This window comes from Nocardia sp. NPDC049149 (genome assembly GCF_043197455.1).
Lineage (GTDB): Bacteria > Actinomycetota > Actinomycetes > Mycobacteriales > Mycobacteriaceae > Nocardia.
In genome coordinates, this window is record NZ_JBICTD010000001.1 from 1,029,359 (window position 1) to 1,055,969 (window position 26,611).

29 protein-coding genes are annotated in these 26,611 nt (G+C 67.7%); 11 read left to right on the forward strand and 18 right to left on the reverse strand.

What is annotated here, in order from left to right; all coding sequences use genetic code 11:
* Positions 1-351 precede the first annotated feature (351 nt).
* Positions 352-1,251, forward strand: coding sequence for a cutinase family protein (locus tag ACGFNJ_RS04820; RefSeq protein WP_393443356.1), 900 nt, complete (start codon positions 352-354; stop codon positions 1,249-1,251).
* 65 nt (positions 1,252-1,316) lie between these two features.
* Here ACGFNJ_RS04820 and ACGFNJ_RS04825 read toward each other — a convergent pair whose 3' ends face one another.
* The 4 genes from ACGFNJ_RS04825 to lysX all read right to left on the reverse strand — a co-directional run bounded on the left by ACGFNJ_RS04825 (position 1,317) and on the right by lysX (position 6,109).
* On the reverse strand, positions 1,317-1,661 hold the full coding sequence (locus ACGFNJ_RS04825) for a hypothetical protein (protein WP_393443358.1): 345 nt from the start codon (positions 1,659-1,661) through the stop codon (positions 1,317-1,319).
* Between the two features lie 112 nt (positions 1,662-1,773).
* Positions 1,774-2,385 carry a histidine phosphatase family protein gene (locus tag ACGFNJ_RS04830; RefSeq protein WP_393443360.1) on the reverse strand — a complete coding sequence of 204 codons (612 nt, stop codon included), beginning with the start codon at positions 2,383-2,385 and terminating at the stop codon, positions 1,774-1,776.
* 72 nt (positions 2,386-2,457) lie between these two features.
* Entirely contained in the window at positions 2,458-2,664 is a 207-nt protein-coding gene (locus ACGFNJ_RS04835) for a hypothetical protein (protein WP_393443362.1), read from the reverse strand.
* A gap of 124 nt (positions 2,665-2,788) precedes the next feature.
* Positions 2,789-6,109 carry a bifunctional lysylphosphatidylglycerol synthetase/lysine--tRNA ligase LysX gene (gene lysX, locus ACGFNJ_RS04840; RefSeq protein ID WP_393443364.1) on the reverse strand — a complete coding sequence of 1,107 codons (3,321 nt, stop codon included), beginning with the start codon at positions 6,107-6,109 and terminating at the stop codon, positions 2,789-2,791.
* 130 nt (positions 6,110-6,239) lie between these two features.
* On the opposite strand from lysX, the gene ACGFNJ_RS04845 reads away from it, so the two are divergent.
* Entirely contained in the window at positions 6,240-6,458 is a 219-nt protein-coding gene (locus ACGFNJ_RS04845) for an RNA-binding S4 domain-containing protein (RefSeq protein WP_069165339.1), read from the forward strand.
* A gap of 9 nt (positions 6,459-6,467) precedes the next feature.
* Here ACGFNJ_RS04845 and rraA read toward each other — a convergent pair whose 3' ends face one another.
* The 9 genes from rraA to ACGFNJ_RS04890 form a co-directional block, all read right to left on the reverse strand.
* Positions 6,468-6,956, reverse strand: a complete 489-nt coding sequence (gene rraA, locus ACGFNJ_RS04850) for a ribonuclease E activity regulator RraA (protein ID WP_393443366.1) — start codon at positions 6,954-6,956, stop codon at positions 6,468-6,470.
* A gap of 77 nt (positions 6,957-7,033) precedes the next feature.
* Complete coding sequence (locus ACGFNJ_RS04855; protein WP_393443368.1) at positions 7,034-7,399, reverse strand: DUF5313 family protein; 366 nt, start codon at positions 7,397-7,399, stop codon at positions 7,034-7,036.
* A 50-nt stretch (positions 7,400-7,449) separates the two neighbouring features.
* On the reverse strand, positions 7,450-7,824 hold the full coding sequence (locus tag ACGFNJ_RS04860; protein WP_393443370.1) for a DUF5313 family protein: 375 nt from the start codon (positions 7,822-7,824) through the stop codon (positions 7,450-7,452).
* A 42-nt stretch (positions 7,825-7,866) separates the two neighbouring features.
* Positions 7,867-8,340, reverse strand: coding sequence for an SRPBCC family protein (locus ACGFNJ_RS04865; RefSeq protein ID WP_393443372.1), 474 nt, complete (start codon positions 8,338-8,340; stop codon positions 7,867-7,869).
* 48 nt (positions 8,341-8,388) lie between these two features.
* Entirely contained in the window at positions 8,389-9,348 is a 960-nt protein-coding gene (locus tag ACGFNJ_RS04870) for a CopD family protein (protein ID WP_393443374.1), read from the reverse strand.
* Positions 9,345-9,887, reverse strand: a complete 543-nt coding sequence (locus tag ACGFNJ_RS04875; RefSeq protein WP_393443376.1) for a copper resistance protein CopC — start codon at positions 9,885-9,887, stop codon at positions 9,345-9,347. Before ACGFNJ_RS04875 ends, ACGFNJ_RS04870 begins: the two co-directional genes overlap by 4 nt.
* Entirely contained in the window at positions 9,884-10,534 is a 651-nt protein-coding gene (locus ACGFNJ_RS04880; RefSeq protein ID WP_393443378.1) for a YcnI family protein, read from the reverse strand. Before ACGFNJ_RS04880 ends, ACGFNJ_RS04875 begins: the two co-directional genes overlap by 4 nt.
* 38 nt (positions 10,535-10,572) lie before the next feature.
* Positions 10,573-11,091: a hypothetical protein gene (locus tag ACGFNJ_RS04885; protein ID WP_393443380.1), complete on the reverse strand. Its 519-nt coding sequence runs from the start codon at positions 11,089-11,091 to the stop codon at positions 10,573-10,575.
* 10 nt (positions 11,092-11,101) lie between these two features.
* Positions 11,102-11,746 carry a DUF6474 family protein gene (locus tag ACGFNJ_RS04890; protein WP_393443382.1) on the reverse strand — a complete coding sequence of 215 codons (645 nt, stop codon included), beginning with the start codon at positions 11,744-11,746 and terminating at the stop codon, positions 11,102-11,104.
* A 288-nt stretch (positions 11,747-12,034) separates the two neighbouring features.
* On the opposite strand from ACGFNJ_RS04890, the gene ACGFNJ_RS04895 reads away from it, so the two are divergent.
* From ACGFNJ_RS04895 to ACGFNJ_RS04905, 3 genes are all read left to right on the forward strand, one after another.
* Entirely contained in the window at positions 12,035-13,672 is a 1,638-nt protein-coding gene (locus ACGFNJ_RS04895) for a TM0106 family RecB-like putative nuclease (RefSeq protein ID WP_393443778.1), read from the forward strand.
* A 152-nt stretch (positions 13,673-13,824) separates the two neighbouring features.
* The gene (gene htpG / locus ACGFNJ_RS04900; protein ID WP_393443384.1) at positions 13,825-15,789 is read left to right on the forward strand and encodes a molecular chaperone HtpG; all 1,965 of its coding nucleotides are present in this window, start codon (positions 13,825-13,827) and stop codon (positions 15,787-15,789) included.
* Positions 15,790-15,944: 155 nt separating this feature from the next.
* A complete protein-coding gene (locus ACGFNJ_RS04905; protein ID WP_393443386.1) occupies positions 15,945-16,760 on the forward strand; it encodes a class I SAM-dependent methyltransferase in 816 nt (271 codons plus the stop codon).
* Positions 16,761-16,817: 57 nt separating this feature from the next.
* Here the strand turns inward: ACGFNJ_RS04905 and ACGFNJ_RS04910 are convergent, their stop codons facing one another.
* Complete coding sequence (locus ACGFNJ_RS04910; RefSeq protein WP_393443388.1) at positions 16,818-17,585, reverse strand: SDR family NAD(P)-dependent oxidoreductase; 768 nt, start codon at positions 17,583-17,585, stop codon at positions 16,818-16,820.
* A gap of 242 nt (positions 17,586-17,827) precedes the next feature.
* Between ACGFNJ_RS04910 and ACGFNJ_RS04915 the strand changes: the two genes are divergently transcribed.
* Together ACGFNJ_RS04915 and ACGFNJ_RS04920 are read left to right on the forward strand one after the other, a co-directional pair.
* Positions 17,828-18,706, forward strand: a complete 879-nt coding sequence (locus ACGFNJ_RS04915; protein WP_393443390.1) for an SDR family NAD(P)-dependent oxidoreductase — start codon at positions 17,828-17,830, stop codon at positions 18,704-18,706.
* 87 nt (positions 18,707-18,793) lie between these two features.
* Positions 18,794-19,462, forward strand: coding sequence for a TetR/AcrR family transcriptional regulator (locus ACGFNJ_RS04920; protein ID WP_393443392.1), 669 nt, complete (start codon positions 18,794-18,796; stop codon positions 19,460-19,462).
* Between the two features lie 198 nt (positions 19,463-19,660).
* On the opposite strand, the gene ACGFNJ_RS04925 is transcribed toward ACGFNJ_RS04920, so the two are convergent.
* The 3 genes from ACGFNJ_RS04925 to ACGFNJ_RS04935 form a co-directional block, all read right to left on the reverse strand.
* Positions 19,661-20,386 carry a TMEM165/GDT1 family protein gene (locus tag ACGFNJ_RS04925; protein WP_393443394.1) on the reverse strand — a complete coding sequence of 242 codons (726 nt, stop codon included), beginning with the start codon at positions 20,384-20,386 and terminating at the stop codon, positions 19,661-19,663.
* Positions 20,387-20,681: 295 nt separating this feature from the next.
* Positions 20,682-21,209: a peptidase gene (locus tag ACGFNJ_RS04930; protein WP_393443396.1), complete on the reverse strand. Its 528-nt coding sequence runs from the start codon at positions 21,207-21,209 to the stop codon at positions 20,682-20,684.
* Between the two features lie 283 nt (positions 21,210-21,492).
* Positions 21,493-22,116 (reverse strand): superoxide dismutase, encoded by a 624-nt coding sequence (locus tag ACGFNJ_RS04935; RefSeq protein ID WP_069165295.1) that lies wholly within the window; start codon positions 22,114-22,116, stop codon positions 21,493-21,495.
* Between the two features lie 210 nt (positions 22,117-22,326).
* On the opposite strand from ACGFNJ_RS04935, the gene msrA reads away from it, so the two are divergent.
* Entirely contained in the window at positions 22,327-23,007 is a 681-nt protein-coding gene (gene msrA / locus ACGFNJ_RS04940) for a peptide-methionine (S)-S-oxide reductase MsrA (RefSeq protein ID WP_393443398.1), read from the forward strand.
* A gap of 82 nt (positions 23,008-23,089) precedes the next feature.
* Here msrA and ACGFNJ_RS04945 read toward each other — a convergent pair whose 3' ends face one another.
* On the reverse strand, positions 23,090-23,704 hold the full coding sequence (locus tag ACGFNJ_RS04945; RefSeq protein WP_393443400.1) for a hypothetical protein: 615 nt from the start codon (positions 23,702-23,704) through the stop codon (positions 23,090-23,092).
* 533 nt (positions 23,705-24,237) lie between these two features.
* Here ACGFNJ_RS04945 and ACGFNJ_RS04950 point away from each other — a divergent pair.
* The 3 genes from ACGFNJ_RS04950 (at position 24,238) to ACGFNJ_RS04960 (ending at position 26,514) form a co-directional block, all read left to right on the forward strand.
* Positions 24,238-24,609, forward strand: a complete 372-nt coding sequence (locus ACGFNJ_RS04950) for a rhodanese-like domain-containing protein (RefSeq protein ID WP_393443402.1) — start codon at positions 24,238-24,240, stop codon at positions 24,607-24,609.
* A 91-nt stretch (positions 24,610-24,700) separates the two neighbouring features.
* Complete coding sequence (locus ACGFNJ_RS04955) at positions 24,701-25,750, forward strand: DUF4328 domain-containing protein (protein ID WP_393443404.1); 1,050 nt, start codon at positions 24,701-24,703, stop codon at positions 25,748-25,750.
* A complete protein-coding gene (locus ACGFNJ_RS04960; protein WP_393443406.1) occupies positions 25,747-26,514 on the forward strand; it encodes a glycerophosphodiester phosphodiesterase in 768 nt (255 codons plus the stop codon). The genes ACGFNJ_RS04955 and ACGFNJ_RS04960 overlap by 4 nt, the downstream gene beginning before the upstream one ends.
* Positions 26,515-26,611 lie beyond the last annotated feature (97 nt).

The window sequence follows — 26,611 nt, forward strand, 5'->3', positions numbered from 1 at the left end:
CGAGTAGTGGGGGACGCCTTCGGCGTGTCGCGGTAGCTGTGAATTCGCTGCTTGGCGGATTGATTGCGGGGTCGGCGTGTGGGGTCGGGATGTGGTGGGTAACTGCATGTTTGGGGTGATGCCGGAAATTGGACATCGGTGGGGGTTCGGATGGCGCACACGGCTTCCTACCTTTATTGTGATGCCGTCGTGCTGCTGATCTTGGGATGAGGGTTGGGGTTGCAGGCGGCACAACGGTGGGTGGTTCGTGTTAACCCAACGTGCACTGAAACGTCATTCGTCGGGTTCAGCATTGGTGCGCAACTTGTCGAGGGTGCTCTCGCGAGAGGCATGTTTTTGGACTGGAGCGGAATGCAGTTGAAAAAGGTAGTCGCGGCTCTGGGTGCATCCGCGACGGTGTTGTCCGGCTTGGTATTCGGCACCGGCTCCGTGAGCGCCGCGCCCGGGTGCCCGAGCCTGTACGTGGTGGCCATCCCGGGGACGTGGGAGACCGGCAAGGACAAGAAGCCGCAGCCGGGCATGCTGGCCGGCGTCACCAGGAATTTGCCGAGGTCGACCGAGGTCGACTACGTGACCTACGCCGCAACCGCCTTCCCGTGGGAGGGCGAGGTGTACGGCAAGTCGAAGAAGGAAGCAGTCGACAACGCGCGCGGCCTGATCTCCGACATGGCCAAGGAATGCGGCGCAACGAAGATCGCGCTCGTCGGCTACAGCCAGGGCGCTGACGCCGCAGGCGACCTCGCCGCCGAAATCGGCAGCGGGCAGAGCGTCGTGGCGCCGGACCGGATCGCAGGCGTCGGACTGATCTCCGATCCGCGCCGTTCCCCGACCGACACTCAGGTCGGCGTGCCTGCACCAGGCGCAGGCGCAGGCGGCGCCAGGGTCGGCGGCTTCGGCTGGATCAGCGACCGCACCCGCAGCATCTGCGCGCTCGACGACCTGTACTGCGCGACCGCGCCCGACGACTTCGTCACCCGGTTCGCGGGCTTCCTGGCGCAGGCTTCGGACGCGAACCCGGCCAACATGTGGCGGTACCAGATCGAAGCGGGCAACATCATGAACGATCTGTTCGCCAGCGGCGGTGTGCCAACCCTGCAGTCGCAGCTGACCGAGTCGGCGAACGAGCAGCGGGCCAAGGATCTGGAGCGTTTCTACAAGTCGCAGGCGCACACCCTGTACGGCAGCTACCCGGTCGGCGGCGGTCAGACCGCCATCTCCTGGATGCACAACTGGATCGCAGGCATGGCCTGATCCACGTCTCGACCCAGCAAGGCCCACCTCCCGATCGGGAGGTGGGCCTTCGCTTTTCGCGCGGACTAGCCGGAACCGGTCGGCGGCAGCAGTCGCTGGAACTGCTGGAACTGCGGCGCGTCACCGGGCTGCGGCCGGTCACCGTTGCCGTGCCACGGCCCGTTGCGGTGGTGGTGTGGGCCGCGCGGGCCGTCGCGATGCTGCCCCGGCTGCCAATCGGGTCCATGCGGATGCCCGCTGATATCGCTGCCGTCCTGATCGACGGGTGCCACCGCGGCGGTGGTCGGGTCCTGGGTGTCCGCCGAGGCGGTGGCCGCGAGGGCGCCGAGTGGCAGCGCGAGCAACGCGCCTGCCACGGCAACCCTGGTGAGGCGACGACGCCACTGCGTCGGCTTCCTGGAGAGCGACACGGAGTTCCTTTCTCTCGAACCGTGAACCGCGGTGTGGCGGCTCACCGGTCCCATCGAAGGCTCCGTCGCTGGGACGGCGGTGCGACGTCCCTGGCAGTCCTCTGTGAACGGTTCAGGACTTGATGTTGCGCGGCAGCAGATCCCAGACGTGTCCGTTCTCGTTCACCGTGGCCGCGGTGCGACGTCCGGTGCGGGAGAACAGGACTCGGGTGATCGAGCAGTAGTCGATCGGAAAGGTCAGCGGGAGTTCCAAGTCGAGCACTTCCTGCAGCAGCACGTTGATCACGCCGCCGTGCGTGAAGGCGACAACGGTGTCGGCCGGATCGGTGGTCGCCGCGATCTCGGCGACCACGTCGAGCACCCGCGACTTGAACGCCTTGCCGTCGATCTGCGGCGGAAAGTACCCCGCCTTGATCTGCTCGTACACCTCTTTGAACTCGACCTTGGCGTCCTCGATCGGAATATAGGCGGGCAGGTCCCGATCGTATTCGGCCAGATCGGCGATGACGTCGACGCCGAGCCCCACCTTCGCCGCGGTCGGCCCCGCCGTATCCAGCGCCCGCCGCTGTGAACTGCTCACCACCCGGCTGATGCGATGGTGCTCCAACGCCCTCGGCACCCGTTCGGCCTGCTCCAGCCCGACAGGCGCGAGCTCAGGGTCAGCGGGCCCTTCCGTATTCATGATCCGAACCGGCTGAGCATGACGAACAAGAATCAACTGCACACGCCCACTCTGCCCCATCAGCGCCGAACACGGCAGTTGGCGGGGCGAGCCGGGCCGCTCGGGGGCTGGAGGCTACTGGTTCTTCTTGCGCTTGGTGATCAGGTAGATGCCGCCGACGATCGCGACGACGACCAGGAGGCAGCAGAGGCCGCCGAAAATCAGTCCGCCGCTGCTCTTCTTCTTCTTTGCCGAGTACTCGAGCGTCGAGGCCAACACGTTCGGGTCGGTCCAGACGCTGTGATCCACCAAGGATGCGCTGGCCAGCAGGTCAAGGTACATTTTCAACCCCTTTTCAGGTATCGGGCGATCCTCCGGACCGAACTTTCTCGCTCCGCCCCGGCCCGAATTTCCCAGGGTAGCTGTCCGATTCGTCGCCTGTGAACCCTTCGGGGCAATGACCCGTTCAGCGAGGTTTCACCAAGGGGAAGGGCAGCGTTTCGCGGATGCTGCGCCCGGTGATCAGCATGACCACCCGGTCGACACCCATGCCGAGCCCGCCGGTCGGCGGCATCGCATGCTCGAGCGCCTGCAGGAAGTCCTCGTCGAGCTCCATCGCCTCCGGGTCGCCGTTGGCCGCGAGCATCGACTGCTCGGTGAGCCTGCGGCGCTGCTCGACCGGATCGGTGAGTTCGCTGTAGGCGGTGCCGAGTTCGACGCCCCAGGCGACCAGGTCCCAGCGTTCGGTGACGCCTTCGATCGAGCGGTGCGCGCGCGTCAGCGGGGACACCGACGTCGGGAAGTCGATGTAGAACGTCGGCGCCTCGGTGTTGGCTTCGACCAGGTGCTCGTACATTTCCAGCACGACCTGCCCGGCGTCCCAGCCGTGCTGGTAAGGCACCTCGGCCTTGTCGCACAGTTCGCGCAGCTGGTCGAGCTCGGTCTGCGGAGTGATCTCGGCGCCGATCGCCTCGGACACCGCGCCGTGCACGGTCTTCACCGCCCAGTCGCCGGAGATGTCCACCTCCTCGAACGAGCCGTCGCCCTTGGGGCGCAACGCCACCATCGCCCCGTTGGCCGCGACCGCCGCCTGCTGGATGAGCTGGCGGCACACGTGCATCATCCGCTCGTAGTCGCTGTGCGCCTCGTACGCCTCGAGGATGGTGAACTCCGGATTGTGGCTGAAGTCGACGCCTTCGTTGCGGAAGGTCCTGCCGATCTCGAACACCTTCTCCATGCCGCCGACGCACAGCCGCTTGAGATACAGCTCGGGCGCGATCCGCAGATACAGGTCGAGGTCGTAGGCGTTGATGTGGGTGCGGAACGGGGTGGCGTTGGCGCCGCCGTGCACCTGCTGCAGGATCGGCGTCTCCACCTCCAGATAGCCCTTGGCGTTCAACGAATCACGCAGCGAGCGGACCACCGCGCTGCGCTTGGCGAGCACCTCCCTGGTCTCGGCGTTGATCGCCATATCGACGTAGCGCTGGCGCACCCGCGCCTCGGGATCGGACAGGCCTTTCCACTTGTCCGGCAACGGATGCAGGCACTTGCCGAGCATCCGCCAGTCCGCCGCGAGCAGCGAGAGCTCGCCGCGCCGACTGGTGCCGATCTGCCCGCTCACCTCGATCAGGTCGCCGAGGTCGAAGAATTCGGTGAACTCGGCGCTGCGTTCGACGCCGACCCGGTCGCGGTCGATGACCAGCTGGATGTCGTCGGTCCAGTCGCGCACCACGGCGAAGATCACGCCGCCGTAGTCGCGGATGCGCAGCAGCCTGCCGCAGACCCGGACGGTGGTGCCGCGCGGCGATTGCCGTGCGCCCGCGACGGAATGGGTCGGCGGGTAGGCGACGGGATAGGCCTCGACGCCGGATGCGGCGAGCCGATCCAGCTTGTCCATCCGCACCCGCACCTGCTCGGGTCGCCGCGGCCGCAGCTCCTGGCCCTCGATGGGTCCGAAATCGGGCGGGCTGCCGTCGGCGTGCAGGCCGGCCATCGTCGCTGGCACGGCGCTGTGCGCGCCGGTGTGCACGATCGTCTCCGGTTCCTTGCCGAAGCGTGGCAGGAACCCCTCGGCGAGTGCGCCCGCGACCGCGACCCGCGGCAGGTGCCTGCGCTCCTCGAACAGGAAAAACCTTGGCTCCCAATGAGGTTGGTACTTCACATTGGAGCGATACAGCGCCTCCAGCTGCCACCAGCGCGAAAAGAAAAGGAGCACACCGCGCCACAGCCGCAGCACCGGGCCTGCGCCGATCTGGCCGCCCTCCTCGAACACCGAGCGGAACACCGCGAAGTTCAGCGACACCTTCGTGATGCCGTGCTGCTCGGAGTTGAGCGCGAGCTGCGAAATCATCAGCTCCATCACGCCGTTCGGGCCGTGCGGGTCGCGGCGCATCAGCTCGAGCGAGACGCCGGTGCGGCCCCACGGCACCAGCGATAGCATGCCGAGCACTCGATCCTGCGCGTTCACGGCCTCGACCAGCAGGCAGTCCCCGTCCAGCGGATCGCCGAGCCTGCCGAGCGCCATCGAGAAGCCGCGTTCGGTCTCGGTGTCGCGCCAGGCGTCCGCGCGCGCGATCACCCGGGGGAACTCCTCGGCCGGAATGTCACTGTGCCTGCGGATCCGGACGGTGATCCCGTGCTTGCGCAACCGGTTGGCGGCCTGCCGGACCGGCTTCATCTCCGGGCCTGCGAGCGAGAAGGTCCTGGTGTCCAGGATGGCTTCGTCGCCGAGCCGGATGACGGAAAGCCCGGCCCGCCGGTAGGCCGTCGCGCCGATCTCGCTCGCGCCCATGACCGCTGGCGCCCACCCGAATTCGTCGGCCATCCGCAACCAGGCATCGATCGCCTGCGGCCAGGCCTCGCGAATGCCGACCGGGTCGCCGCTGGCCAGGCAGACGCCGAGCTCGACGCGATAGGTGACCGCCGCCTTGCCGCTCGGTGCGAACACCACCGCCTTGTCGCGCCGGGTCGCGAAGTAGCCGAGCGAGTCCTCGACATCGGAGCGTTCCAGCAGCCCGCGGATCGCGGACTCGTCGGTGCCCGTCATCGCGTTCGCCGCGCGCTGCGAGCGAAGCAGGATGATCACCGCGGCCAGCAGCGCGATGGCGCCGAACAGGCCGAGCAGCAGGTTGACGAACGGGCGCGGATGGCCGTCGAAGTGCTCGTTGTCCACCAGCACTGCGGCCGTCACCCGGTACACCGCCCAGCCGGGCCGCTGTACGCCGCTCGGCAACGATCCCGGGAACAACTCGACCAGGCCCCAGCCGAGTAGGCAGCCGACCGCGAGGCCGCCGACAAGCACGCCGAGCGCCTTCCAGCCCGCGCCGTGGCGCACCCTCGTGTAGAACTCGCGCCAGGACGAGAGCAGCACCCCGATCACCACGAGATGCAGGATCATCGCCACCAGGGCGTGAATATTGCCGGTGTCGGCGAATTCCCAGGCGTTGGCGAACGCGTACAGCGACACGTAGCCGAGTAACAACCACCAGGCGATGCGCTTGCGGCTGGCGAGCGCGCCCGCGAGCAGGCCGATGATGAGCGCCCACATCAGGTTGGTGTCCGGCGCGTCGAAGTAGTAGTTGTCGACGTAGCGGCGCGGCACCTGGGTCAGGAAACGCAGCCCCGGCGAAAGGCTCCACAGAAAACACGCCACCGCGAACACCCCGAGCACCAGACCCGCGATATGCGGGACTTCGGCGAGTCGTCCGTGCCCTCGATGTGGGACTGGTGGGGTCGGTCTGTCCGCTGGCGGTTCGATCAGGTGTTGCCGGGCTTGCGTGGTGGTCACTGAACCAGTGTGTACGGTGCCGCCGCCCGGGTGCTCGAAGACCACCCGGGCATGTCGGTTACGCGCGGATCGTCCGCGCGTCCGCGACCCGATGTTTAGTGTTTACGGCCGCCCGGTAAGGATGTATCTCATGTCAGAACCAGTCGATGTACCGATCGATGACGACGTCATTCGGCTCGGTCAGTTCCTGAAACTGGCCAACCTGATCGAATCCGGCTCCGAGGCCAAGACAGTGATCGCCTCCGGCCTGGTGCGGGTGAACGACGAGGTGGAACTACGCCGCGGGCGCCAGTTACAGATCGGGGACGTCGTCGCCCTCGCCGGGCACAAGGCCAGAGTGGCTGTCTGACCCCTACTTTCAGCTCTCGGCGCGCACCACGACGCCGTCGTGGTCGCTGTAGAGCATGTCGCCGGGCACGAAGGTGACACCGCCGAACTCGACGGGGACGTCGCGGTCGCCCGCGCCGGTCTGCGTGCTCTTGCGTGGGTTGGTGCCGAGCGCCTTCACTCCGATGTCGAGGGTGCGCAGGATCGCCGAGTCGCGGACCGCGCCGTTGACGATGACCCCTGCCCACCCGTTGTCCACGCCGCGGCCTGCGATGATGTCGCCGACCAGCGCGGTGTGCACGCTCGCGCCGCCGTCGACCACGAGCACCTTGCCTTGGCCTGGCTCGCCGAGGGTTTGCTTGACCAGCAGGTTGTCCTGGAAGCAGCGGATGGTGGTGATGCGGCCCGCGAACGCCGCGCGCCCACCGAACTGGATGAACTGCGTGTCGCAGCTGCGGATCTCGGGGCCGATCTCGTCGGCTAGGTCGGCAGTGGCTACGAAGTCTTTGGATTCGGTCACGGGCTCAGCTTAGGGATGGCCGAGGCGCACTTCCGGGAGGGCCACTCCCGTTGCGAGGTCGATCGCCTGGAAGGTAGCTAGCGGTGTCCGTAGTGCAGTTCGTACATCTCTCGATCGTGTTCGGAGAACTTGGCGCGGTCGACCAGCGCGGGATTCAATCCGTGCTGGACCAGACGGAAGCGGCGCCACACATAGCTGAGCGCCACGGTGAAGATGATCAACGGGACGATCATCATCACGATCAAGCCGATCTTCAGCGGCATCGGGCCCGGAAAGAGCAGTACCAGGGCGAAGAACGGAATGACCGGCCCGAGGAACCGGACGAGATAGCGTTCCATGGCCCCGTGTCCGACGAGGTCGCGGATGACCCACTCGTGTAGCTCCTCGGGGAGCTCGCGGCCCAGATCGTAGGCGATCCGCTGCCTGATGGTGGGGGTGTTCATGCATCAAGGCTATGCCTGTGGCATTGGTCACCGCTAGGTTGCTGAGTGGGTCAACCTCGGCCGTGCCTGCGCTCGTAGGCGAGGCGTTCCGGTTCCGCTTTGCGCCGGGCCGCTTCATCGGCCAGCGCCGGATCCAGGCCGTGCTTGATCAGCCGATGCCGCCGGTAGACATACATCAGCGCCACCGTGAAATAGATCAGCGGCAGATACAGCAGCGCCATCATTGCCAGCCCCATCCACAGCGGGCCGGGCAGCAGCAGGAACAGCATCAGCACCGGGATGATCGGCAGCAGGATGCGCAGCAGATAGCGCCGGGTCGCGCCGCGTCCGACCAGGTCCTCGCGCACCCAATCCGCCATCGACGCGGGCAGGGTGCGGCCGCCGATATAGCCGAGGCGCTGGACGAAGGACGGTGTCGCGCTCATCGGACCAGCATCCAGGGCCGATGGCCGCCCGTGCAAGTGGGATCAGTGCACGGATTGCCCGGATTCGCGGGACGCGTGGAAGGCGACGATCTGGGTGATCAGGTGGTGTGTGGTGTGCTGCACCGCGATCTTCACGAACGGTTCGATGGTCTTGCCGAGCGCGCGTCCGGCCAGCCCGCTGCCGACCTTGAAGTCGACGATTGCGTCGACGGTGCACAGCGCGTCGCCCTTGGGATGGAACAGGAAGGTCGATTCGACGTCGAAGCCCTTGATCGACTTCACCGCGATGGCCGCGTGCTCTTCCCAGCGGATCACCTCGATGCGCGACTTCAGCGAGGCGGGACCGAGTTTGATGTGACCGTCGAAGGTCGCGCCGACGCCGACCGTCTGGGTGCCGACCGGCGTGAAGGACTGGATTCCGTACAGGAAGCGCGGCAGGTTCTGATAGTCGTTCACGTAGGCGAACGCGGATTCCGCCGAGGCGGCACAGTCCTCGACGATCTTCACTTCGGTCATGCGAAAACAGTAACCGGTGTCGATCTCGGCTGCCTGGTCAGCGCCGCACTACGCGGTGACCGCGAGGGTGGCGGCCAGCCCGAATGCCAGTGCCATCACCACCACTTCGACAACGGCCCTGCGCAGCGACGCCGCCGCGGTCATCCGATGGTCCGCGGCCAGCTGCACCCAGCTGCGCCGCCACCACCAGCCCAGCGCGAGCAGGACAAGCAGCACAAGGGTTTTCGCGAGCAGGATGCGCCCGTAGCCGGTCTCGACGAACGGCGTGATCCCGCCGACTCTGACCAGCCCGTTGAGCAGCCCGGTCACCGCCACCGTGGCGATCAGTGGTAGCGCCACCGTCGAATAGCGCGGCAGCACCGTTGCCCATTCGCCGCGGGTGCGTATCACCAATGCGAGCGCGACAAGCAACCCGAACCAGGCGCCCGCGGCCAGCGCGTGCACGGCCGCAAGCACCGAGCCGAAGGTCTGCTGCGACATGTGCCCGGTGATCGGCCGCAACGCCAGCGCGACCGCCGCGAACACGAGGACCAGATCGGTGGACGCGATGTCGGCCCGCCGGAACGCCACCGCCGCATAACAGGCGACCGCGCCGACCCCGACCAGGATGGCGATGCCGACCTGTCCGCCGCTGAGATCAATCAGGTAGTTGCCGAATTGGTTGGCCCGCAACCCGTCCACCGGCACGCCGACCACCTGCGCCGCCTCGAACACCAGCACCGCGAACTCGGCGCCGCACCAGAATCCGGCGAGCACGGCGAGCAACCGCCACGGCGGTTCGAGCCGCGGCTGCAGCCGCGGCAGTGCGGCGAGCCCGAGCACCGTCGCGCCTGCGCCGTCGGCGAGCACCCTGGCCACCGACTCGGCGGCGAACGGCGCGGGCAGCGTGAGCACCCAGGCGAGCAGCACGCCGAGCAGCGCGGCCGGGACGATCAGCAGCACCGACCACGGTGCGCGCACGGTGCTCGGCCGCGCACCGCCTCGGCCGCCGATCGTCCGTCCCGTCACGACTTCGGTTTCCGGCTCCTGCCGCCGAACAGGGCGAACGCCAGCCCGCCACCGAACAGGACGACGGCGCCGACGATGAAGACCCACAACGGAATTCCGCCGGAGCTGGCCTTGTCACCGTCGGACCCCTTGGCCGTCGGCTTGGGGCCTGGGGTTCCGGTGCCTGCCTTGCTGAGCGTGAAATGCCGCTTGCCGGTGACCGGATGTCCGTCGGCGGAGGTCACCCGGTAGGCGACCGTGTACTCGCCTGCCGGTCCGAGCTCGCCCACCTCGACGCTGACCGTCTTGCCGTCGACCGTCGGCGTCGACTTGGACCACAGGTTGCCGTCCGGGCCGACCACGGTGAGCGACGGGAAGTTCGGCTGCAACTCCTCGTTGAAGGTGATGCTGACCCGTGCGGGCCCGCTGTCGATGTTCGCGCCGTCGTCCGGCACGCTGCCGGTCGGGGCGGAGTGCGCGGCGGCGGTTCCCGTTGCGGCGACACCGAATCCGAGCAGGAACAGCCCGGCCACCAGCGCGGTGAGTAACCGCCGGGTCATGACTGCCTGGCCCGGATCACGTTGCCGAGGCCGAGTGCCACGCCGAGCAGGCCGAGCGCGAGGCCGATGCCGCCGAGCCAGCGGGCGGTGTCATCGGTGTCGTCAGCGGCGGCGGTGGTTGCGGTGTCGGCACTGTGATCGGCGGTGGTGCTGCCTTTGGCCAGGGTGATCGATGGCGCCGGATGTTCCGGCTCCGCACCGTCTTTGCCCGCGGGCTGATTCCACTCGACGACCTTGCCGTCGCTGTAGGTCTGTTTGGCCGGGAAGCTGACCGCGTCCTGCTTGGGCAACGGGCCGAGCGAGAGCGAGAAGCGTTGGAACTGGCCGGGGCCGACGCCGGGGTTGCCGGGTTCCGCGGTCCAGGTGATCGCGGTGATCTCGCCCTTGTCGTTCTTCTCGACCTTGCTCGACCAGCCCGGAATGGGCTCGGTGCGTGCGCTTTTCAGGTTGGGGATGGTGACGGTGAGCGCGGTGGTGCTCGCGGTCTCCGATTCGGTGGGCACCCGGAAGGTGGCGACCGAGTACTTGCCCTGCTGTGCGCCGGGGGCGTCGACGCTGACGTGGGCGGCGGCGGTGCCGCAGGCGAGCAGCACGAGGGCGGCGGCGGACGCGGCGGTGCCGGTGGCGCGCGAAATCGAACGGTACATCGAAAGGCTTTCTGTCCGAAGGGGGGTGCGGTGGCTGGTCAGGCCTGCCGCGGCGGCGCACGCGGGCCGATGGCGCCGTTCGGAGCGAAGAAATAGTGTGGGAGACCGGGATTGGCCCAGCCTGCCGGTTCGCGCACGCGGGCAGGCCGCACCGCGGTGAGTACCGCGCGCACCGCGCTGGACGCCACGGCGTAGAGCCGCTCGGCGATCGAGATCACCAGTGCGGCACCGAGGGTGGCTACCGCATGCGCGATCAGCATCCAGCCGGTCGGCAGCAGCGCGGTGTCCGGCGCCGGATGGTCGTGACCGAGCAGGCCGGTCAACGCGAGATGGCAGGCCAGCTGGCCGAGCCCGAGCCACAGCAGCGTCGAACCACGTCCGGCGGCAAGCACATTCGCGGCACATCCGGCGGCCGCCGCGAGCAGCACCACGACCGTCAGCTCGGCCGACCCGGCGAAGCCGCCGCCTGCGCTGCCGTGCGCGGCGATGGCGAGCGACCCGACCAGCGCACCCACCAGGCCACCGCGCAGGTGGCCGGTGGCGGGTGGGCGTGGCATCGCGCTGGGGTCAGCGCACGCCGAGGCGCGCCAGCACGTCGGCCTCGACGGTGGACAGCTCGTCCGAAATCGACGCGTGCACCGCGCGGCGACGCGGGGCAGGCATCTGCTCGGCGGTTTGCACGGCGGTGGCGAGGCTCTCCAGCCGGGACTGGGTCGCGGTGACGAACTTCTGCGTCTCGCCCTTGTCCTTGCCGTCCTGCGCGCTCACCTTGCCAAGCGCCGCTTCGGCATTGGCGATCCTGGCCTGCAGCTTGGCGCCGTGGCCGCCGAATTCGCCGAGCTGGTCGAGACCGATGCCGAGCTGCTGGGCCTTGCGGGTGTCGAGCTGCGCGCGCACGAACGTCGCCGCACGGTAGGCCAGCGGCGCGAGCACCGGGATGAGCACCCGTGCCACCCCGAGGTACTTCTTGACCTGGCTCGCGCTGAACAGCTCGCGCTCGGCCTTCGCGGCCACCTTGAGCGAGGCCTTCTCCTCCGCCTGCAACGCCGAGATCTGCGCCTTGGCGACCTTGCGCTGGGTACGAGCCTCGGCGCGACGGGATTTGCGGTCGTTCCTCGCGACCAGCTTGGCCTCGAGGCCGGCCTTGTGCTTGAGAGCTTTCGCCTCGGCCCTGCGGCTCGGGCGCCGCTTGCGCTTCGTGAACAACCCCATCGAAGGCCCTCCGTCATGCTGGTTTGCCATGGCAGTACGACGCCGGGGAAAGCCCGTCCGCCCATGTCACACGGTTTGTCCTTACCCTAACGGGTGGATGCTGACACCACGGAGGGAACCTGCTGTGTCGAATCGGCGGCGCTCCCCGGCCGTGCGTGGTTACGCAAGCTCCGGGCCTGACGCTCGCACCGCGTGCGCATGGGGTTCGTGGGAATGTCGGAGGGAGGGACCATACTGCATTACGTGGATTCGGGCATCGATGACCGGGAAGGTCACACGCACAACGGCATGACCGTCGAACGGCCAGCCGGTGTCGCCGATGTGTCGACCCCTTTCATCGATGCGCGCGCACTCATCGGCTGCCGTCATCGGCTGCATCTGGACGCGGTGCATCCCGGCGCGTTGGCCGGGGTCGGCGAGGATCCCGGCGTGCGGCAGCGCAGGGAGGCGGCGACCCTGCATCGGCTGCGGGTGCGTGACGCGTTGATCGCCGCGGATCCCGAGGGCTGGGTGATCATCGACCCGAGCCTGCGCGCGGCGGAGCGGGCCGAGGCCACCATGCGCGCGTGTGCCGCGGGCGTGCAACACATTTGGGGTGGGCTGCTGCCGCAGGAGCCGGAGACCGGCAGACGCGGCGGCTCCGAGATCCTGCTGCGCGACCTCGATCGCGGCGGCTACATCCCGGTGATCGTGGTGAACCACAAGGTGACCGACCCGCGCAATCCTGAGCCCGCCGACTTCCATCCGACCACCTCGGACCCGTATCACTGGAATCCGCAACCGGATCCGCATCGCAAGCTGCGCCAGCAGCCGCGCGACCAGCAGCGGCTCGCGCACCTGTACCGGATGCTGCAGCGGCACGGCCTGGCCAGCCCGGCGCTGGTGGGCGGCGTGATCGGCTACCACTTCGACCGCATCCTGGTGCACGACCTCGGCCCGGTGCTCGCCGACTACGACCAGCGCTACGCCGATCGGGTCGCCGTGGTGCGTGGCGAGCTGCCGACGGTGCCGTCGAAGGTGCCCGAATGCAGACAGTGCCCGTGGTGGACCCGCAGCGTCGACGGCCCGAGCTGTGAGGGCTGGCTCATCGAACACCGCGACGTCAGCCTGGTCGCGCCGGGCTCGCGGGCCGAGGTGTTGCGCAGGCACGGCGTGCAGACCATCGACGACCTGGCGAGCTGGGTCGGCGACGACCCGGAGGACTGGCAGCACGGGCCGTTCATCGAGGCCGTGGTCACCGCGCGGGCCTGGATCGCGGGCGCGCCGCTGGTGCGCAGAGTGCAGCCGATTCGGGTGCAGCGCGCCGATGTCGAGGTGGACGTCGACCTGGAGAGCTTCCAGGAATACGGCGCCTACCTGTGGGGCACGCTGCTCGACGGGGTGTATCGCCCGTTCGTCACCTGGGATCCGCTGCCCACCGAGGACGAGGGCCGCTCGTTCGGCGAGTTCTGGACCTGGCTGATGTCGGTGCGCGCCGATGCCGCCGCTGCTGGGAAAACCTTTGCCGCCTATTGCTATTCGCGCACCGCCGAGGACAAGTGGTTGTACGAGTCGGCCCGCAGGTTCGCCGGTCGGCCCGGGGTGCCGACGGTCGACCAGGTGCGGCAGTTCGTCGACGGGCCGCAGTGGGTGGACATGTTCCTCGCCGTCTCCGATCAGTTCATCTGCCCGAACGGCAAGGGGCTCAAGAAGATCGCCCCGGTCGCCGGCTTCGCCTGGCGTGACGCCGAGGCGGGCGGCGAGGCGTCGATGAGCTGGTACCGGCTGGCCGTCGGCTACGAGGGCGAGCCGGATATGAGCCAGCGCACCCGACTGCTGGAGTACAACGAGGACGACGTGCGCGCCACCCAGGTGCTGCGCCAATGGATGACCGATCGCGCCGACGCGGAGGTGCCCGGTCTGACGGATTTCCGGCTGGAGGTCTGAGCCCCCCGCGATCGAGTCCGCTGCCGCCGGGTGACCTCCTCCGATCCTGGCCCTTCGGCTGTGCCTGATCGCGGCCGACCGGGTGCCTGCGTGGTGACGCTGCGCTACCTCCTCCGGCACTGGCCGTTCGGCCGCAGCGGTACCATCGCGGCGTGACAGAGCACGTCGAACAACTCGAGTTTCAGGCAGAGACGCATCAGCTGCTCGAGCTGATGATCCATTCGGTCTACTCCAACAAGGACACCTTCCTGCGGGAGCTGATCTCGAACTCCTCCGACGCGCTGGACAAGCTGCGCCTGGAGTCGTACCGGGACAAGGATCTGCATGTCGACACGTCCGACCTCCACATCGAGCTGGCGGTCGACAAGGACAACCGGATCCTGACCGTGCGCGACAACGGCATCGGCATGTCCCGTGCCGAGGTGGTTGACCTGATCGGAACCCTCGCCAAGTCCGGCACCGCCGAGCTGCGCAAGAAGCTGAACGAGGCCAAGAGCACAGGCACCGTCGACACGGCGGAACTGATCGGCCAATTCGGCATCGGCTTCTACTCGACCTTCATGGTCGCCGACAAGGTCACGCTGACCACCCGGCGCGCGGGCGAGACCGAAGGCACCCGCTGGGAATCGGCCGCGGGCAGCTCGACCTACACCATCGAAACCCTCGACGAGGCCCCGCAGGGCACCGCGGTGTCGCTGCACCTGAAGCCCGCCGACGAGGAAGACCACCTCTTCGACTACACCCTGGAGTGGAAGCTCAGGGAGATCGTCAAGAAGTACTCCGACTTCATCTCCTGGCCGATCCGCATGCAGGTCGAGCGCACCGTCACCGAGGGTGAGGGCGAGGAGAAGACCGAGAAGACGGTCGTCGAGGACCAGACCCTCAACTCCATGAAGGCGCTGTGGACCCGCCCGAAGAGCGAGGTCAGCGACGAGGAGTACAAGGAGTTCTACAAGCACGTCAGCCACGCGTGGGACGATCCGCTGGAGATCATCCCGCTGAAGGCCGAAGGCACCTTCGAATACCAGGCGCTGCTGTTCCTTCCGTCGCAGGCGCCGTTCGATCTGTTCACCCGCGAGCACAAGCGCGGCGTGCAGCTCTACGTCAAGCGGGTGTTCATCATGGACAACTGCGAAGAGCTGATGCCGGAGTACCTGCGCTTCGTCAAGGGCGTGGTGGACGCGCAGGACCTGTCGCTCAACGTGTCTCGCGAGATCCTGCAGCAGGACCGTCAGATCCAGATGATCCGCAAGCGGCTGGTCAAGAAGGTGCTGTCCACGGTCAAGGAGCTGCAAGGCGCCGAGGATCCGCAGAAGTACCAGACCTTCTGGAAGGAATTCGGCCGCGTCCTCAAGGAGGGCCTGCTCGGCGACGTCGACAACCGCGAAACGATCCTGCAGGTGTCCTCGTTCGCCTCGACGAACTCCGAGACCGAGCTGACCACGTTGGCGCAGTATGTGGAGCGCATGCCCGAGGGCCAGGACGCGATCTACTACATGACCGGCGAGACCAGGCAGCAGATCGAAAGCTCCCCGCACATCGAGGCTTTCCAGGCCAAGGGACGCGAGGTGCTGATCCTGACCGATCCGGTGGACGAGATGTGGGTCGGCTCGGTGCCCGAGTTCGACGGCAAGCCGTTCACCTCGATCGCCAAGGGCGAGGTCGACCTGGAGTCGGAGGAGGAGAAGAAGGCCTCCGAGGCGCTGCGCGAACAGCAGGACAAGGACTTCGCCGAGGTGCTGTCCTGGCTCGGTAAGTCCTTGGCGGACAGTGTCAAAGAGGTGCGGTTGACCAGTCGGCTCACCACCTCGCCCGCCTGTCTGGTCGGCGACGTCTTCGACTTCACGCCGATGCTGGAGCGGATGTACCGCGCCTCCGGGCAGCTGATGCCGGAAACCAAGCGGATCCTCGAGCTGAACCCGACCCACCCGCTGGTCACCGGTCTGCGCGACGCCTACGACACCCGCAAGGAAGACGCCGACGCGGGCAAGGTGCCCGAGCTCACCGAGACCGCCGAGTTGCTCTACGGCACAGCGGTGTTGGCCGAAGGTGGCGAGCTGAAGGATCCGGCGCGGTTCGCGCACATCCTCACCGATCGCCTCACCCGCACGCTCTGAGATCGAGCAGTCGAATACGGCCGAGGGTCATCTCCCTAGCGAGGTGGCCCTCGGCCGTTTCTGATTTGCCTCGCGCACAGCGATATTCGCACGAGTTGATGGGTTGACGGGCCGGGACGCGGTTAAATTTGGACGATCGAAAGGATCGCCCGCTTATGTCCGGAAACCCCCTCGCCGTCGCCGAACCGTGGGACCTGGTGGCCGACGGCTACGCCGAATTCGCGCCGGCGATCATGCAGCCGTTCTCCGACTGTGCCATCGAATTCGCAGCGCTGACGCCGTCTTCCCAGGTGATCGACGTCGCGGCGGGCACTGGATTGCTGAGCCTGCTCGCTGCGCCACAGGTGGCGCAGGTGCAGGCCATCGACTTCTCCGGCTCGATGCTCGCGCGATTGGAGGCCGCCGCGCAGGCCGCGGGACTGACGAATATCGAGACCAGGGTCGGGGACGGGCAGGCGCTACCGTTCGACGACGAGCAATTCGATGCCGGGTTCTCCATGTTCGGGCTGATGTTCTTCCCGGAGCGCGCCAAGGGTTTTGCCGAACTGTTCCGGGTGCTCCGGCCCGGCGCGACGGCGGTGGTGTCCAGTTGGGCGCCGGTGCAGGATGCACCGCTGATGCGGTTGATGTTCGGCGCTTTTCGCGCCGCCGACCCGAGCGTCGAGGAGCCGCAGCCCAACTACTTGAGCCTGGAGAACCCGGAGGTCTTCCAGAGCGAGATGCGCAGCGCAGGCTTCGAAGGTGTCTCCATCCAACGGCATTCGACCTCGCTCGCCTTCGCCGATGCCGGACAGCTGTGGGACACCATGGCGCGCAGCAGTGCGCCGCTGGTGTTGTGCCGCCGCAAGCTCGGTGAGCAGGTGTGGGCCGAGCGAGCCGCCGTGATACAGGACTATCTCGCCGAGCATTACCGCCCGCACCATCCGCTGTCGACCACCGCGTTCCTCGGCATCGGCCACAAACCGTCGTGATAGCGAAAAGGCCGCCACCGACCCGGATCTGGTCGATGGCGGCCTTGGCGGTGGCTGCTAGCGCGGCGCCATGCGCAGTGCGCCGTCCATGCGGATGGTCTCGCCGTTGAGGTAGTCGTGCTCGACGATGTACTGCGAGAGCTGCGCGTACTCGTCCGGGCGGCCGAGCCGCGACGGGAACGGCACGCCCGCCTCGAGCCCCTTGCGGTACTCCTCGGTGACGCCTGCCAGCATCGGGGTGTCGATGATGCCCGGCGCGATGGTGTTCACGCGAATGCCGAACTGGGCGAGGTCACGCGCGGCGGGCACGGTCATGCCGTGCACGCCACCCTTGGAGGCCGAGTACGCGATCTGGCCGATCTGGCCTTCGAACGCGGCCACCGATGCGGTGTTGATGATGACGCCACGCTGGCCGTACTCGTCGACCGCGTCGGTCTTCGAGATGGCGTCGGCGGCCAGGCGCATCACGTTGAAGGTGCCGAGCAGGTTCACGGTGATGACGGTGCGGAACAGCTCCAGGTCGTGCGGGCCGTTCTTGGACAGGATGCGTCCGGCCCAGCCGACACCGGCGCAGTTGACCACGATGCGCAGCGGCGCGCCGGAGTCGACGACCTGCGCGACGGCGGCGGTGACCTCGTCGTTGCTGGTCACGTCGGCCGGAATCAGGGTGACGCCGGCAGGCACGCTGTCGCCTGCCCGCTCGATCGACTGCGGCACGTCCAGGCCGAAGACCGTGGCCCCCAGCTCGGCGAAACGCTTGGCGGTGGCGGCGCCGAGGCCCGATGCGCCCCCGGTGACAATGGCGGCGGAACCCGAAATCTCCACGATGGTCCTCTCGTTCGTGACAGCCAGTTGGCCCTTCGTCAACAGCACCCTAACCGGTGTCCGTCGCGCAGCCCATCAGGCCTCCCTGTCATTCCGAAGGAAACCACCGCGGAGTTCACGGCTCGGTTACTGGAGAGTCACTTCGGCACCGCGGCAGCGGATCGAATCGCGCAGCTCGGCGCTGCGTTCGTGGACCGCGACTATTTGCGAACGAATGTGTTCTTGGGTGGTACCGTCGCAGCATGAAGCTGTTTTCCGGGGCGTCCGTTGCCGGGCGCAAGGTTTTGATCACCGGGGCAGCGCGGGGGATCGGGGCTGCGCTGGCTCGGCAGTTGCATGCGCACGGTGCCGAGGTCGCGCTGCTCGGGTTGGAGGCCGAACTGCTGGCCGAGGTGGCGAGCGAATGCGGCGACGCGCCATGGCGGTACTGCGATGTCGGCGACGCCGAACAGGTGGATCGGGTGGTGCAGACCCTGGTCGATGAGCTCGGCGGGCTGGACGTGGTGGTCGCCAATGCCGGTGTCGCGCGGCAGTTGCCGTTGATCGGCGGTGATCCCACGGTGATGGAGCAGACGCTCGCGGTCAACGTGCTCGGCGTCTACTACACCGTGCGCGCGGCGGGGCCGCACATCAGTCACTCGAATGGCTATGCGCTGCTTGTTTCTTCGTTGGCCGCCGCGGTGAACCTGCCGCTGGTCGGCGCGTACAGCGCATCGAAGGCGGCGGTGGCGGTGCTCGGCAACACGTTGCGCATCGAGGTGGCGCACACCGGCGCCAAGGTGGGGATCGCGTACTTCGCCGAACTCGACACCGACATGACCTCGCGCGGCTTCGGCACGGACGCGGCCCGTGCCGCGCTCGGCCGGTCCGCCGTGTCCGGCGTCGCGCCGCTCGCCCCCGCCATCGACGCGGTGGAAAGAGCGATCGCACAGCGCCGCCACCGGGTCGTTTCGCCGTGGTGGGTCGGGTTCGCGCTCGCCTTCCGGCCCATCGCCCAGCGACTGGTCGGGCTCTCGTTCCGCCGTGGCGTCCGGCGCGCCTTGGAGATCGCGCGCACTGAAGAGGCACCCTTTACGACAGATCAACCTGATAGACCCAACCCCATGGAGCGGCCAGCATAATTGCGCAGCCGGACACGAGTCCGTCCCATCCCGCGCCGAGCCGGGCGGCCACCGCCGCCGCGCCCGACCGACAACCGGAGTTACCGTATGACCGAATCGGCAACCAGCGCACGCCAACTCCCGCGCGGCAGGCACGGCCTGCCACGGGAGCAGGTGGTTGCCTCGCAGCGCGAGCGAATCCTGATCGCGATGGCCGAGGCCATGACCGAGAACGGCTATGTCGGCACCTCGGTCGCGGCGATCCTGAAACGCGCAGGGGTGTCGAGAGAGACGTTCTACGAGCAGTTCCGTTCCAAGGAAGCCTGTTTCGAAGCGGCCTACGAGCGGGCGGTGCAGAACCTGCTCGGCCGGATGCAGGAGGTGGCAGGCGACGCGGATGCGGCGGCCGAGAACGACCTCGAGCAGGACAGCGTCGCCAGGATGGACCGGATCTTCGAGGCCTATCTCCAGCACATGGTCGACGATCCGGCCAGCGCTCGCCTGTTCCTCGTCGAGGTGTACGCGGTGGGACCGGCGGCGATTTCCCGTCGGATGAAGCTGCAGGAACTCTTCGTCGGCCTGATCGCGAACACGCTCGACGCCAGAACAGCCGACCAGCGCTTCGCGTGCCAAACCCTGGCGGCGGCGATCGGCGCGATGGTCACCGGGCGCATCGCCGCCGACGACATGGCAGGCCTGCTCGCGCTGCGGAAGCCGCTGCTCGAACTGGTCCGCCGGGGTGGGGAACTGTACGGCTTCGCGGTTGGGTCGAACTGAGGGCGAAGCCAATCAGAAACGTCTGTATTCGATTGCTCGAGGCCGGGCGCGCAGGCGAACCGATCGGTAGCGCAAGCGCGCGATCCGTCGGCTACCTGTCCTCGGTCAACGCCGCTGTGCCGTAGCAAAACTCGTGCACTGTGCCAACGTCGGCGTTCCTTGCGCATGTCGCAGGCGGTATTGCGTTCGAGGGCGTGGCTACCGAGGCGCTTCGGGTGCAGGCTGGGGGAGGGCCTGCTCGATGGGTGTCTGCCGACGTGCCCGCTTCCGTATCGCGATCAGCAGGACACCACCCGCGAGTGCGGGGACGAGCGCGGCGAGAGTGGCCACCGCCGCGCCGCTGAGCGCGGGCGCGACCGTGCTGAGCAAGGTCACCGTGCCGAAGTAGAGGAACAGCAGGCCGGAGCCGATGCCGATGGCGCGTTCCGGCAGGTGCTTGCCGACCAGGATGCCGATGCCGATGGCCAGCGCGTCCGCGGCGACCATGCCGATGGTCGAGCCGAGCCACACGCCGACCCAGTCGTAGTCGGTGGCCAGCGCGGCGGTCGCGAACATGGTGCGGTCGCCGAGCTCGGCGAGCAAGAAGGCGGACAGGACAACGAAAAACGGTGCGGCGCTGGCCCGCAGTGACTTCGGGGTGGGGTTCTCCTCGTCCGCGCCGACGTGCTCACGCAACGTCCAGAGGCCGACGGCGAGGAAGGTGAGGGCCGCGACCAGGGCAATGGCCGTGGTCGGCAGTGCCGATCCGAGGAAGTATCCGATGCCGACCGAGATCAGGTGCACCGCGGCGGAGGCGGTCGCGATGCCGCCGAGCACCACCCACCAGCGGTAGCGCAGCGCGAACGTCAACGCCATCAGCTGGGACTTGTCGCCCAGCTCGGCGAGGAAGACGATGCCGATGCTCAGCAAAACGGTGGCGATCATGATGTGTGCGGCTCCCGGGTCTCCGGCCTGTCGACCGGAGTCTGGGTACGCCTCCGGCCGACAACGAAAAGTTGTCTCGGCCGAAGGTCTCGCCCACCGGATGATCCCGGTTCACGCAGCCGGACCCGAGCCCTAGTGGGGCCGTGGATCAGTATGTCGACTGCGCAATTGGGGGCTACTCCCCTTCGCTGCCACCGACTGTACCCGCGCGCACGACGGCATGCCAACTTGCTGTAATCGAAATCGCAATGCGCGCAATAAGTTTGGGGATCCGCGTCCGAGGTTTCGGGTGCCCTTACGCGGCAAGCAGCATAGCCAGAACCGCGGTGTCGGGATCACTGATCGGGTCCAGTCCGACGCGGCTGACCAGGGAGGTGACCGTGCCGTCCGACTCCGCCTCGGCCCACGCGGCGCGATGCTCCAGGCCCAGATGCGGCACGCCGGGCAGCAGCACGCACCCCGAGGCCGCGCCCGCGCACTCCGGCAGCGACGGGCGAGTTTCCGAAGGAGGATGCAGCATCAGCAGGGCAGCGGGCACATGGTCGGCAAACCGGCCGGGCGTGAGCGCCTCCGCGCCGAGCACCGTCCCCTCGGCCATCACGAGGCCGACCATGTCCGGCGCCGGATCGTCGGGCAGCTCCTCGCGCACCCCGAACACCGTGGAGGTGGACAGCAGACCGGGCAACGTCGCCACCCGGACGGCGAGCACGAGCACCTGCGCCCATTCCTTGGTGGTGTCCGGCCAGCGGCCGGAAATGACGAAGCCCCGCAGCGAGCCGCGGGCATGGAACGGCGTGATGCCGATCGGTCCATTCGTACGCATCGTGCCTCCCGTCGTGGAACCGGGGGCGGCCTTGCCCGTCCTCCAACTATGGATTCAGAGAATGAACTAAAAATCACCTGGCACACAAGTACCAAAGAGTGCCAGTTGGTCGGTGGAAACCTGCTGACCAGCGGTTGGTCGGGCATAAGCGACCATCCGGGCCCGTCCGATACCGGTTTGCGGCCCGGGCGTGTCCGGATCGCGTCGCCGGACGCGAACGGGCCCGCGCCCCGAACCGCCGAAACGACGGAAGGGGCGCGGGCCCGTTAGGGTTCCCGGCTACTCAGCCGAAGATCAATCCCTTGCCCTGGCTGACGGCGCGCGCGAAGCGCTCCTGCACGTCTTCCCAGTTGACGACGTTCCAGAACGCGGTGACGTAGTCCGCCTTGACGTTCTTGTACTGCAGGTAGAAGGCGTGCTCCCACATGTCGACCTGCAGCAGCGGGATGATGCCCAGCGGGACGTTGGCCTGCTGGTCGTAGAGCTGGAAGGTCAGCAGCTTCTGGCCGAGGGTGTCGTAGCCGAGCACCGCCCAGCCGGAGCCCTGCAGGCCGTTGGCCGCGGCGGTGAACTGGCCGCGGAACTTGTCGAACGAGCCGAACTGGTCGTCGATCGCCGCGGCGAGGTCGCCGACCGGCTTGTCGCCACCGTTGGGGGACAGGTTCTTCCACCAGATGGAGTGGTTGACGTGGCCGCCGAGGTGGAAGGCCAGGTTCTTCTCGTACAGGAAAATGGCGCCGTGATCGCCGCTTTCGCGCGCGGCTTCCAGCTTCTCGAGCGCGGTGTTCGCGCCCGCGACGTACGCGGCGTGGTGCTTGGAATGATGCAGCTCGTTGATCTGCCCGGAGATGTGGGGCTCCAGGGCGCTGTAGTCGTAATCCAGATCTGGCAGCGTGTACTCAGCCACGATGTCCCTTCCTATGTCGGGCTGTGTGCGCCCTTCTCGAGCACACCCAACCATCATTCGTACACCCGCTCGGTTCCAACCGGGCCTGATGCCCCCGCATTCCGGTGCCGCACCGCGACGTCGGGGTGCTGGGTTCGCCAACGGATGCGGGCTGTGCATCGTCACGTCACCGGCATCGGCACCGTCGAACCTCACGCGTAGCATCGAACCATGTCGTGGTACGACGAACTAGTGGGGCGGCTGCGCCTTACTGGGCCCGTCATGGTTGCCGAGGATCGAGCACTGCCCGGCCGGGCAGATCCGATCCTGGTGCCGGGTACCCACTTCGTCAACGGTCACCCCATCCGGCCGCCGTTTCCGGCGGGCATGCAGGTCGCGGTGCTGGCAATGGGCTGTTTCTGGGGCGCCGAGCAGGAATTCTGGCGGCTCGACGGGGTCTATACGACGGCCGTCGGGTACGTCGGCGGCTATACGCCGAACCCGACCTATGAAGAGGTGTGCAGCGGCCAGACCGGGCACACCGAAGCCGTGCTGATCGTCTTCGATCCCGCGGTGCTCGACTACCCGAGTGTGCTGCGGCACTTCTGGGAGAACCACGATCCGACCCAGGGCATGCGCCAAGGCAACGATCGCGGCACCCAGTATCGTTCGGCGATCTTCACCCGGGACGCCGAGCAGGCCGAGAGCGCGCGCGGCACTGCCGCGACTTTCGGCAAGCGGCTCGCCGCCGCCGGGTACAGCGCGATCACCACGGAAATCACGGAGCTGCCCGATCTTTCGGCGTTCTATTACGCGGAGGGCTATCACCAGCAGTATCTGGCCAAGAACCCCGGCGGCTACTGCCCGGTGCACGCGACCGGGGTCAGCTGCCCGGTCGGCTTGGGCGCCTGAGGAACGGGACCGCGCACGAACCTACTGTCTCCGGGCAGAAAAGGACCGCACCTCCGGTAGTCCGGCTGTGCGGTCTCGGCGTTCAGAGTGGCGGTGCGATACCGGGCCTGGTGGCGCGCGGATCACCCGCGTCGTGCGCCGCCCACCAGCGCTTGCCGCCCGCGATGAACTCGGCCAGCGAGATCTCCTTGCCGTTCGAGTCGTGGATGAGGACGTTGTCGAACCACACGCGGACGTCGAGCTCGCGTGGGTCGATGCCCTCCTCCTGGGAGAACTCCATCACGTGTGCCGACTCGTGGTCGTCGATGGTGGTGTCGAAGCTCAGCAGCTCGCCCCACAGGGCCCAGCCGCTGTCGTCGAGGTCGATGAATTCCCAGCCGTGCAGGCGGCCGCCGCCGAAGCTGCGGATCGCCTCGTCCAGACCATCCAGTTGCAGGGGGAGCACCTGAGCGTCGATGGCGTCCCAGTTCTGCGTCCGCAACGAGGCGGCAACCCGGCTGACCCCAGTGAAGGTCAACTTAACGCGGGAGTCCTCGGTGGGGGTGCTTTGCTCCGCCGGAAGGGTCAGCACTTCTAGGCCGAGTCGTAGTTGTCCAGCCGGTGCGTCGACCTCCAAGCCCAGGCATGTGGCCTCGGAGAGTGCGACGTTGAGGCCGGCTGTGTCCATGCCGTCGAGTAGCCCCCTGCTCACGTTCATGGCCACAGGCTACCGATAGCTACCGGTGGAGCCCAGTATTTAAGTTTTTCGTTAGTGTTCTCGTTTTTTATGGAACCGAATCGGACTCGCCGCCGTCCAAGTAGTTATCGGGACTCGTCGCACTGCGAGTTCCGAGGTCGGCGGGCGGATGACCGCTCCGGGATTGGTGGGTGGAGGGGAGTCTCGGATCGGTCGTCCGCGTCGCCCGACGCAGCGGCAGGTCTGCTGAGCACCCTTGATCGGCCCTGGATACCCGCATCGGGGCGTCCGAAATGAAGTAGCCGACCAGTTGCTTTTGATAGCCGAACACTGGAACTGATGCGCTGTCTGATCGCGCCAGCCTGTGGATGAGGTTGTGGATTATGTGGATAACTCTGTCGGAGATATGCACAAGCGCCACGCGAACCGGGCATCGCTCACGGTTCCGGGACGCAGAACATACCTGAAGTACCGGCGTGCTGTCGAGCCGCTCGAGCTGGCTGGCGCTCACCGGAACTCCACGGCACCTGGACGCCCATGGCAGGATCGAAACCGTGACGAGTCCCCACGTTCCTTCAGTGCCGGTGGACGCGGTGCCGAGCGAATTCGACAGCAGCGCCCCTGCCACGGCCGAGGCCGCCCGAGCGATCCTGCTCGACGTGCGCGAGGACGACGAATGGCAGCTCGGGCACGCGCCGGGGGCGATACACATTCCGATGGTCGATGTGCCCGCCCGGGTGGACGAGCTGGACTTCGACGTCGATCTCTACGTCATCTGCAGGCAAGGCGGGCGTTCCCTCCAGGTGGTCGAATACCTCACACACATCGGCTTCGAGGCGATCCAGGTCCGCGGTGGGATGGTGGCGTGGCAGCAGTCGGGCCGCCCACTGGTGGCCGACGGCGACCGGCAGGCGAAGATCTATTAGCGGCCCAGGAGGCATGCGGCATGAACGTCAGGCCCGGAAGCGGCAGCTTGCGTAACCATGTACGGCTAGCGAATGCCGCCGAGGAGGCACAGTGAGTACGGTCGTCCAACCGTGTGCGCGGTGTGGCGCGCGCTGGGCCGTGCAGTCGGCCCCGATGCACTGGTGTCCACGCTGCCGCGGCGTGCTGCTCTCGCCCGCGCCGATCGACGCGCCGGCCGAACGACGCAACTACCGTTGGGTGGCGCGACGGCCCGACCATCGGGTGCGCCGTCCGTCTGCCGGGCGGCCCGTTGCACGGGAAACCCCGCGCTACACCCAGATTCCGCGCTGGGGCCTGATCGACCAGCCCGCGCCTGCCGCGGCCGGCGCCGTGTCGAGTCCGTTCGCCCGCTTGACCGCTCGGGTCTCCACCCTGCTGATCGCCACCGCGGCGGTCTTCGGTGTCGCCGCCTTCGCCGAGGTGCTTCGCTATGTTTTGTTGCTGCGCAACCGCACCCGGCTGATCCACCCGATGCTGCTGTTCTGCTCGGATGCGCTGGTGATCGGCGCCGGGCTGCTTGCCGTCGTGCTCGCGCTGCTTGCCGCGCTCGGGGTGCTCGGCTGGCTGATCCGGACGCGCCATGCCACCTTTGCGGAGGCAGGCCGTGACGATCCGCGCTCGGTGCGAATGCTGGTGCTCGGCAGCCTGATTCCCGTCGTCAACCTGATGTGGCCCGGGGTCTTCCTGACCGAGATGGTCGCGCAGCGTGACGATCCGCGCGCGCTGCGTGCGGTCCGGATCTGGTGGGCCGCCTGGGTGTTCGGCGGTCTGGTCGCCGCGGCCGCGCTGCTGTGGCGGACCGCGGACTCGTTGCAGGTCAAGGCGGACGGGGTGCTGTTCACCGCGGGCACCGACCTGGTCGCCGCCGCGGTCGCCGTGCTCACCCTCGCCATGATCAGGACCGTTGAGCAGCAAGATCTGCGCGGCCGGAGCAGGTCCGCCCGGCGCTGGGTGATCGCCGTCGACCCGGCCGTTCCGGTGATCGAACCGGTGCACCCTGCGGGGCACGCGCCGAGCGAGCAGGCACGCGAAGACCAGGAAACCCAGGATGACCACAACGGTGCACTGGACCGTGAGCACGAGGAGGTTATGGCCAAGTGAGCCAGGACAGTCGGGCGCCGTTCGTCGTCGCGCACCGCGGTGCGTCGGCGGCGCGTCCCGAACACACACTCGCCGCATATGAATTGGCGCTGCAGGAGGGCGCGGACGGTGTCGAGTGCGATGTCCGGCTGACCAGGGACGGGCACCTGGTCTGCGTGCACGACCGCACCGTCGACCGGACCTCGTCCGGCACCGGCCTGGTCAGCGAGATGACGCTGGACGAACTGAAGGAACTCGACTTCGGCGTCGACGGCGCGCCCGCCGAGGTGCTCACCCTGGCCGAGCTGATCAGCCTGGTGCTGGACTGGCGGAGCAGGCCGACCAAGCTGTTCATCGAGACCAAGCATCCGGTGCGCTACGGCGCGCTGGTGGAGAACAAACTGCTCGCCGAGTTGCAGCGGTTCGGCATCGCCACCCCGGCCTCGGCCGACCATTCCCGCGCCGTAGTCATGTCTTTCGCGGCCACCGCGGTCTGGCGGATCCGCCGCGCCGCGCCGCTGCTGCCCACCGTGCTGCTCGGTGAGTCGTCGCGCTACCTCGGCGGTAGCGCCGCGACCACGGTCGGCGCGACCGCCGTCGGACCGTCGGTGAAGACGCTGCGCGAACACCCCGAACTGGTCGACAAGGCCGCCGCCGCAGGCCGCGCCACCTACTGCTGGACCGTCGACGAACCCGACGACGTGCGCCTGTGCGCCGACCTCGGCGTCAGTTGGGTCGCCACCAACCATCCAGGACGGACGAAGGCGGTACTCGACGCCGCCTGATCGGTCGCACGGCCGAAGGTGCCGCCGGCCAAGGCATTTGGTCGCGGGAACCCGCCTCGGCACCGCCACCGATCGGTCGCCGCGGGCCAGTGCGCGC